This window comes from Enterovirga sp. CN4-39 (assembly GCF_049446235.1).
In the GTDB taxonomy this organism is placed as follows: Bacteria; Pseudomonadota; Alphaproteobacteria; order Rhizobiales; family Beijerinckiaceae; genus Enterovirga.
Map to the genome: position 1 here is coordinate 87,008 of NZ_JBMSEF010000004.1, position 7,958 is coordinate 94,965.

A 7,958-nucleotide genomic window follows, 5' to 3' on the forward strand; every position below is an offset into this window, starting at 1 on the left:
CTGCTCACCGGCGCCTCGTTTCAGGCTGTCGCACAAACCGGTGCGCCTGGAGCTACCACCGACCAGAACACGCCGGCTCTCCAGGCGCCGGCCACGGCGCCAGTGCCGACGACACCCTCGGCCGCCCCGACCGGCACGAGTTCGTCGGCAGCGGCTCCGGCCCCGAGCACGCCGGTGCGTCAGGTCACGGTCGACGCGCTCGAGGACATGGACCTCCTGAAGCCAGACGGGGGCAAGGTCGGCGACATCGAAGCCGTGGCGGAGAGCAATGCCGACAAGAAGCAGGTCGTCGTCGTCGAACGGGGCGGGTTCTTGGGCTTCTTCGCCAAGCAGGTCGCCGTTCCGCTCGAAAACGTGGCCTTCCGGAACAACAAGCTGACCCTGCGCGACCTCGATGCTGCCCGGCTCGAAAGCATGCCCGAGTTCAAGAACGAGAACGGCGCATATCGCGATCTGGACGATGCCCAGCAGGTGAGCATCTCGGTTCAGTGAACACGGGCCGATGAGGTCCGCCATCGGCGACGAGCCTAGGCTGGCGTCGTGCAACGAGAGGCGCCGCCTACACATGGCGGCGCCTCACTCGTGTTCGACCCGCGATGGCGGTCTGTCGGCGGCCCCGCTCTGCGAATAATGCACCAGTACCGACCCTCCTTCCTCGCCACGCGCCCATGCGTGCGCCGCCGCGTGTCCTTGGGCAGCCGGCGCTTGTCCACGCTGCTGCGGCAGACCGCGGAGCAGGTCGAGGAACGGATCAGGATCGACGCCCTCGCGCGCGCGTTCGGAGACCGGACATTCGCGGCTCTCCTGCTCGTATTTGCGCTCCCGAACCTGTTGCCTCTCCCGCCGGGCAGCTCCACGCTGCTCGGCCTTCCGCTCGTGCTGATTTCGGCTCAGCTTGCGCTCGGTCGGAGGGAGCTGTGGCTGCCCCAGGCCGTGGGAAGCCGATCAATCCGTCGCACCGAGTTGAAGCGCGTGGTGCATCACGGCGTTCCACCGCTGCGTCGGACCGAGCGCCTTCTGGCTCCGCGTCTACCAATGCTCGTGAATGACCGGCTGATCGGGCTGGCCTGTACCGTCCTCGCGGTGGTTCTGGCGCTGCCGATCCCGCTCGGAAACATGCTGCCCGCCTTCGCCATCTGTGCCTTCGCACTTGGCCTCCTGCAGCGGGACGGTCTTGCCGTGATGGTAGGCTGGGCCGCCACCATCGCGAGCATTGTGCTCGTGACCCTGGTCTCGGGCACGATCTTCTACGCCTTGAAACTCGCTTTCGGCACCGCCGCGGCACTCATCGGCGGTTAATCAGGCATCGACATGACCCTTCTTCCCTGGCTGGCGGATCCCACCGCTTGGCTCGGCCTCGGCACGCTTGTCGTGCTCGAGATCGTCCTTGGCATCGACAACCTCATCTTTATCGCCATTCTTGCTGAGAAGCTCCCTCCCGAGCAGCGAAACCGCGCTCGCATCATCGGCTTGTCCCTTGCGCTCATAATGCGCCTCGGGCTGCTGGCCGGCATCTCCTGGATCGCCACGCTTACCGCTCCGCTCTTCACCTTCCTCGGCTCCGAGATCTCAGGTCGAGACATCATCCTGATCGTCGGCGGCCTCTTTCTCCTCTTCAAGGGGACGATGGAGCTCCACGAGAGGCTGGAAGGCAGCCACGGGCGCGACGAGGGCAAGAGAGCCTATGCATCCTTCTGGCAGGTGATCGTCCAGATCGTCGTTCTCGATGCGGTGTTCTCCCTCGACTCCGTCATCACCGCAGTCGGGATGGTGGACGAGCTCTCGGTGATGGTGATCGCAGTCATCATCGCTGTCGCTGTCATGCTGCTGGCTAGCGTGCCGTTGATGGCCTTTGTGAGCCGGCACCCGACTGTCGTGATCCTGTGCCTCGGCTTCCTTCTGATGATCGGCTTCTCTCTCGTGGCGGAAGGGTTCGGGGCGCATGTTCCGAAAGGCTACCTCTACGCGGCGATTGGCTTCTCGGTTATCGTGGAAGCCTTCAACCAGATCGCGCGTCGCAACCGCGAGAAGCTCGCCACCATGGGCGACCTGCGAGACCGCACGGCCGAGGCTGTCCTGCGTCTCCTCGGCGGAGGAGGCCGGTCCGCGAGCGGCGACGCTGGCGAGCCGAGTCCGAGCAACGCTGGACGTTCACCGGACGGCGCGCCCGTGTTCGCCCCGGAGGAGCGAACGATGATCCGGGGTGTCCTCGCCCTCGCCGAACGACCCGTTCGCTCGATCATGACGCCCTCGACGGAGGTCGTCTGGCTTGATCTCGATGGGGATCAGGAGGAGTTGCGGCGCCAGATCATGGCTTCGGGCCATACCGCCTATCCCGTTTGCCGCGGCAGCCTCGACGGGCTTGTCGGCGTCGCACTCACCCGCGAACTGATCCGCGACCTGCTCTCTACGGGCCAGATCAACCTCTCCAGCGTGCAGCAGGCGCCGCTCGTCGTCCCAGATAGCACAAGCGTGCTGCGGGTTGTGGATCAGCTCCGGTCCACAACGGGGCAGATCGCCATTGTGACCGATGAGTTTGGCGCAATTGAAGGCGTCGTCACGCCTACGGACATCCTCGAGGCGATCGTCGGCGAATTACCGGATGGGCGGGAAGAAGCACTCGAGCCGAAAGAGCAGTCCGATGGGACGCTCGTGGTCGATGCTGCCATTGACGTGCGCCGCATCTCGGAAATGCTTGGCATCGACCTGGTCGACGAAGGCGATCGGTACGCCACGCTCGCAGGCTACCTTCTCCATCGGATCGGACACTTGCCTCGGACCGGCGAGGTCATAGACGGGGATCGAAGCGTGCGCTTCGAGGTGCTTGAGACCGATGGTCGGCGTATCGGACGCGTGCGGGTCTATCGTTCGGGCGGAAGCTAGCGCTGAGGTATCACATGGCGACATCTGCGCTGGCCGACGCCATCCCACAGCTGTTGGCGTCAAAGGTCCACCCCGGCCCGCTCGGGATCACGGTGGAAGCCATAAGCAGGCACGGCGCGATGAAGCCCTCCGGCCGTCGCTGGTCGCGCGCCGAAACGCAGGCACCCCAGGTACTCATGGGAGGAATACGGGCGCGGCGGCCGAATCGGGAGTCGGCGCGCGTGCAGCGTCGAAGTGGTTCGCGAGCCCCCACACTTTGTGGTATGTTGTGACGTTCTGACGCGAAAGCTGCACTCATGAACGGCAAGCAACTGTACAAGTCGCTGGTCAGAGCGCACGTCAGGCGAATGCTAGTCCGGATCAAGGATGCCGGGACTGCCGTCCGTGTTGCGGGCGTAGTTTACCGAGTGTTGCCCACCCGCCGAGTGAACGATCGAGTTCAACGGGACGGTAGACAGTACCTGCCCGCCCTCGGCAACGATCTGTAGATACCAGCCATTCCAGTCTGCTTGCACACTCGCGTCCTCGCCGCGAAGCTCTGCGACGGCTTTGAGGGCTTCGGCGCGCGCTTCATCGGCTGATGCGACCTCGACACCGCCTTCGTCGAGGATCTCTTCGCCATTTCCGTAAAGGTGAAAGTAGCACCGCACGAACCCACTCCTAGTACCCGCGATGGGGCAACGCCCCGCTTGCCGCTTCCGCCCTCATGGGGCGCCGTTCGTCAGCCGCTTACGCTCCGGAACACCGGATCTAATCTGCGGGTTCTCTGCACATCTCAACCACGCGATCGGAAGGAGACGGGCCGAAACGGGCGCCCCGCAGCAGCAAACCCTCTGGCGGGGCGCTACCCTTTCAGGCGTGTCGGTCGTCTGGTCGCATGTGGTGACCGGATCCCAAGGCCGCAGTGGCCGCTTCGCAAAACCAGACAGTCACGACATGGCTGCCGGTATCGTCATAGACGTCAAATGAGGCGCTGCTCCAATCCAGAGGCGATCCCTTGACGAGTTCTTTCACCGAGGCAATGGCGTGAGCCTCGCCGCTTCGGCGCTGGAAAGTTCATCGCCGAACTCGTCAGTGATCTCGCGCCTGTTGGCGGTGCGGAGGTGGAAGAAATAGCGCGTCATTGTGCGACTTTGACCAGATCCTGTCTTCTGAACCGTTGATATCGTTGCTGTGTCTGCTGCCGCACAGTCTAAGCGCGACTGAGACACTGCCGGTTCGCGAGCCGAATTCAGAGTAAGACGCCCCGCCGACGGCGCGGCGGGCACTTTTGCTGCCGACGGGGCGAATACGGCAGTCTGGAGGACGCGACTGCCGCTTCCGCTCACAATGACTCAAGCGGCTCCCGGTTGCGGTACGGTGTGGGACTTGCGCGACGATCGTACAGGCTGACGTGGGCCGCGGTCAGGCGTAGTCCGACCGCATGAGCCACCCGATCCCCGCGCACGAGTTCAAGCCGGAGCCCGACACGAGCTACCTGCTCTACTGCCCGGAGCACGGAGGCTGGCATGTCGGAGAGTGGTGGGAGATGGACGGACCGGGCCGGTGGGTGCTCGCATTCGACGTGAGGCACGAACTCCACCCTTCCCACGTCATGCCGGCACCTGAAGACGCGATGAGCATCACGGACGTGATCCGCTGGGCATGGGTTCGGCAGGCACCGCCGGCGGGACACGCCTGATGAGCGAAGACGTCCGCCTGGTCTGGATCGTCGACAACTCGCACACGCGCCGCCAGGATACCTGATCGGGACGCAAGGGAGCTTGCCCTAGCCGGGTCGCCTCCCCACCACGCCGCGCCACCGTCGTGATCGTCGGCCCTTGCCTTGATCGAGCACGCGCCCGCCTGGCCGGCACCAGCGATCGCGATTGAGGTTTGCGGGTCAGAGCTGTACCAATGCGGACCACGCCCGGCTTGCCCTCCCTACTCCGCTGGCGGGGTGTCGTAGGGGACACGATGACAAAAGCGGACAGGTATCGTCAGCAGGCGGAGGAGTGTCGGATCAGGGCCGCCCAGGCCACCTTCGACGAGGACAGCGCCGCGTGGCTTAAGATGGCTGCGGACTGGCAGAGCCTCCTGGAGAGCGTGAGTCTCAGCGATAGGATCCCGGAGGGGCGTCAGGAGCAAGTGGAAGCTGGCTCTTCTCTTAGCGCCCCTCTCGACGCGCGTCAGGCTCGACCGGCGAACGCGCGAGCATCAGCCGGGATTTGTAAGATCCGCAATTAGAGCCAGAGAACTGAGCGACACCGCTACGGCGACGTATTGGAGCAGCTCCGCGTTCTCGATCCGCGCAGAGCTCACCCGGGTTGTGGTCGATCGGTAAGCGCCCAATGCCACAAGGAACCCCACACAGACCATCGTCACCGACGGCAGAAGAGCCAGCGCTGACCAGTGAGCGACGTTCGACAACATCACCTACCTCCCGGGATGAAAACCCCGGGGCGGTATCGATGATCCAAGCGCAGTTCCCACGCCGGTCGACGCCGTTAATGCAGGATGAATGATAATCGGGGGGTTCCGCCTCAATTTGCTCGTTCCAGAGCGGATGCCCCACGCGCGAGCCCCTGAAACGCAAAAAGCCCGCCCAGCTGAGCCGGGCGGGCAGTCAGTCTTTGTCGACGTCTCCCGATGGGAGATGGCCGATATTCTGGGGCTAATGGCACCCGGCCAATACCCATTTCGAGGTAGGTGACGCCTCGGTCCTGTCGTGGACGATGTCGACGGTCGCCCGCTCTCGTGCTCCCCGCAGGAGCCGGGCGGCTGGGCTGGATGGCGAGCGCAAGAGCTGCCCAACCCTCCTGACCGAAAAAGCCCGCCCGCCCGGAGCCGAGCGCGTCCAGTCCGGCTATTTTGACGCTTTTGGCACTTTTGACACAGCCTTCGTGGTCTTTCTCCGCCGCTTCGCAGCTGGCAGCCGAGGAGCGCGGACCGGCCACGGACCGAGGTGCCGGGTCAGATGCTGCGTATAGCTCCAGCCGTGTTCACGAGAGCGTTCCTCGCTGTCGCGGATCTTCTCCTCAATCGCCCGATCGAGTGAAGTTTCGCGTTGAGACTTCCGCCCTCGCGCAGCGGGATCGTCCGCTATAGCTTCAGCGGCAACTCGCAGGGACGCCTCGATGATCGGCCGGCGGTAGTCAAGGTACCGTTCATCAGTGTCCCAAGGCACCTCTACGGCCGCCTTGTAAGCTTCCTCAACGACAGGCTGCACGACCTTATAGATCGGGGCATTCACTGCGCTCAGACGCTCGTACAGGTCGAGCAACGCCCTTGTGACCCGAACCCCGTGATCGTCTCCTCGAGCTACGGCACGAAGACATTCCATGAGCAGCACCTTGAGCGCATATCTGGCTCGTGCAGCTTCGCGATCGCCCGGACCGCCCGGCTCCCCTCCCCCACCCTCGATGACGGTGAACTCGGGCATCAGGACGCCTCCGGTCTAGTCAGTGGGACAACATTTGTTCCGGTGCGCAGGCCGAGAACGTAAGCGGCCCAAGCCTCTAGGGCGCGCTTCCTTTCCGGCGCGAAGTCATGGCGCTGGTACACGCTGGCGACCCCCCTCAACTTCGCTGGCTTGTGGGCGAGGAGCTTGTCCGCAACGATCGAGTCGAAGCCGAGCGCGGCAAGGTGCGACACGCCCGTCCGCCGGATATCATGAAGGCGCCACGGAACGAGCAGCACCGGCTCAGTGCCCATCTCCTCGGCTGCTTCCTTTCGCACCGCTGCAATTGCAGCGTCCAATGCGATCTTGGCGCGGGAGTAGCCTGAGATCGGCGTCTTACCTGTGGTGGTGAATACGAGGTCGACCTTATCGCGCCTGGGGATTGGTTCGAGGATCTGGCGGGCGATGGGCGACAGGTGCACGTCGTGAGGCCGATTGTTCTTCATCCGCTCTGCCGGGATGGTCCAGATCGTCCGGTCGGCGGATAGCTCGGACCAGCGCATGCCGGCGACCTCCTCGCGCCGCTGCATCGTCAGAATTGCTATCTGGAAGAAGGGGCCGAACGGATAGGGCAGCGTTCCGGCCGCCGCCCAGACCTCCGCTAGCTCGACTTCGGTGAGAACGCGGTCCCGCTCCGTAGCGGCAGATCCGATCGGGATGTTGCGGAAGGGGTTGGTCGGGACCCGCCCGCGCTTCTCGGCCCAAGCGTAACAAGCGCGCCCGTACGCCATCGTCCGACCTGCCGTGGTGCCCTTCCCCGCCCCCGCGATCCCGTCGAGGGTGGCTATCACGTCCCCTCGCGTGAGCCGGGCGGCAGGGCGCTTCAGGAACTTAGCGAACGCGAACCGCAGCGCACGCTGAGCTTCCGCGGCATACCGCGGACGGCGGGTAGCGAGGTGCTTATCTCCCCATTGCTCGATCAGGGCATCTACGGTCAGCGCCTTCTCGGCTCGTTCGGCTGCTGCGGCGTCCCGCTTGCGCTTTTGCTCGGCCGCGAGATCAATCCCTTTCGCTACGTCACCGAGCCGGGCCCTCGCTGCAGTCCTCGCCTGCTCGATCGTGATCGCGCCCCAGACGCCGAGCGGCTGGCGAACTTTCCGCTTAGTGGCCGGATCCGTCCATTGAACCAGAAACGTTTTGGTCCCCTTCGCTGTGATGCGAACTCCTAGGCCCGTGCACTCCGTATCGAACAGGAGCCGGTCCTTACGGCCTGACTCGACCCTCAGGGCGGCGAGAGAGCGATCGGTGAACTTCGGCATCGAACTTGCGGACCCCATGCGGACCCGGCAGGAGTGTATCTCCTGGGTCCGCGTGTCAGCTTCTGTCGGTATCCTTAGCTAGAAGCCCTTGATACGCAAGGGTTAGTGGCGGGCCGTGTCGTCCTCTGTCGGCTCTTACCCGCTTACTACGAATCTGGGGGTCAGAGGTTCGAATCCTTTCGGGCGCGCCATTTAAGTCAAGCACGTAGCACCGATACCAACTCTTGCCGCTGACTCTGGTGACCAAATGGTGACCAAGCCTGCTGCATCGAAGGACGGCCTGACTAACTGCTGAAGTCTCGACCTGACCCCGTTGCTGCCATTGAGAGCGTCCGCTTGCGGGCGCTTTTCCCATGGCAGGGAGCGGTCTCAGCCTT

8 protein-coding genes are annotated in these 7,958 nt (G+C 64.2%); 4 read left to right on the plus strand and 4 right to left on the minus strand.

The features are described from left to right. Positions 1-174 precede the first annotated feature (174 nt). The 3 genes from ACO2SS_RS08970 to ACO2SS_RS08980 all read left to right on the plus strand — a co-directional run bounded on the left by ACO2SS_RS08970 (position 175) and on the right by ACO2SS_RS08980 (position 2,883). Complete coding sequence (locus ACO2SS_RS08970; protein WP_423277288.1) at positions 175-492, plus strand: hypothetical protein; 318 nt, start codon at positions 175-177, stop codon at positions 490-492. Between the two features lie 213 nt (positions 493-705). Further along, complete coding sequence (locus ACO2SS_RS08975; protein ID WP_423277290.1) at positions 706-1,299, plus strand: exopolysaccharide biosynthesis protein; 594 nt, start codon at positions 706-708, stop codon at positions 1,297-1,299. A 12-nt stretch (positions 1,300-1,311) separates the two neighbouring features. Continuing rightward, positions 1,312-2,883, plus strand: a complete 1,572-nt coding sequence (locus ACO2SS_RS08980) for a TerC family protein (RefSeq protein WP_423277291.1) — start codon at positions 1,312-1,314, stop codon at positions 2,881-2,883. A gap of 350 nt (positions 2,884-3,233) precedes the next feature. Here ACO2SS_RS08980 and ACO2SS_RS08985 read toward each other — a convergent pair whose 3' ends face one another. Both ACO2SS_RS08985 and ACO2SS_RS08990 read right to left on the minus strand, forming a co-directional pair. After that, positions 3,234-3,533 (minus strand): DUF6894 family protein, encoded by a 300-nt coding sequence (locus tag ACO2SS_RS08985; RefSeq protein ID WP_423277293.1) that lies wholly within the window; start codon positions 3,531-3,533, stop codon positions 3,234-3,236. A gap of 360 nt (positions 3,534-3,893) precedes the next feature. After that, entirely contained in the window at positions 3,894-4,007 is a 114-nt protein-coding gene (locus ACO2SS_RS08990) for a DUF6894 family protein (RefSeq protein WP_423277294.1), read from the minus strand. A 299-nt stretch (positions 4,008-4,306) separates the two neighbouring features. Here ACO2SS_RS08990 and ACO2SS_RS08995 point away from each other — a divergent pair, with 299 nt between their 5' ends. Further along, positions 4,307-4,564, plus strand: coding sequence for a hypothetical protein (locus ACO2SS_RS08995; protein WP_423277295.1), 258 nt, complete (start codon positions 4,307-4,309; stop codon positions 4,562-4,564). Between the two features lie 1,164 nt (positions 4,565-5,728). Here the strand turns inward: ACO2SS_RS08995 and ACO2SS_RS09000 are convergent. Together ACO2SS_RS09000 and ACO2SS_RS09005 are read right to left on the minus strand one after the other, a co-directional pair. After that, positions 5,729-6,304: a hypothetical protein gene (locus ACO2SS_RS09000; protein WP_423277296.1), complete on the minus strand. Its 576-nt coding sequence runs from the start codon at positions 6,302-6,304 to the stop codon at positions 5,729-5,731. Further along, entirely contained in the window at positions 6,304-7,581 is a 1,278-nt protein-coding gene (locus ACO2SS_RS09005; RefSeq protein ID WP_423277297.1) for a tyrosine-type recombinase/integrase, read from the minus strand. Before ACO2SS_RS09005 ends, ACO2SS_RS09000 begins: the two co-directional genes overlap by 1 nt. Positions 7,582-7,958 lie beyond the last annotated feature (377 nt).

Excerpts from the sequence above, each read along its gene's own strand:
- ACO2SS_RS09000 (WP_423277296.1), bottom strand. The coding sequence starts at position 6,304 with ATGCCCGAGTTCACCGTCATCGAGGGTGGGGGAGGGGAGCCGGGCGGT.
- ACO2SS_RS08980 (WP_423277291.1), top strand. The coding sequence starts at position 1,312 with ATGACCCTTCTTCCCTGGCTGGCGGATCCCACCGCTTGGCTCGGCCTC.
- ACO2SS_RS08995 (WP_423277295.1), top strand. The coding sequence starts at position 4,307 with ATGAGCCACCCGATCCCCGCGCACGAGTTCAAGCCGGAGCCCGACACG.
- ACO2SS_RS08990 (WP_423277294.1), bottom strand. The coding sequence starts at position 4,007 with ATGACGCGCTATTTCTTCCACCTCCGCACCGCCAACAGGCGCGAGATC.
- ACO2SS_RS09005 (WP_423277297.1), bottom strand. The coding sequence starts at position 7,581 with ATGCCGAAGTTCACCGATCGCTCTCTCGCCGCCCTGAGGGTCGAGTCA.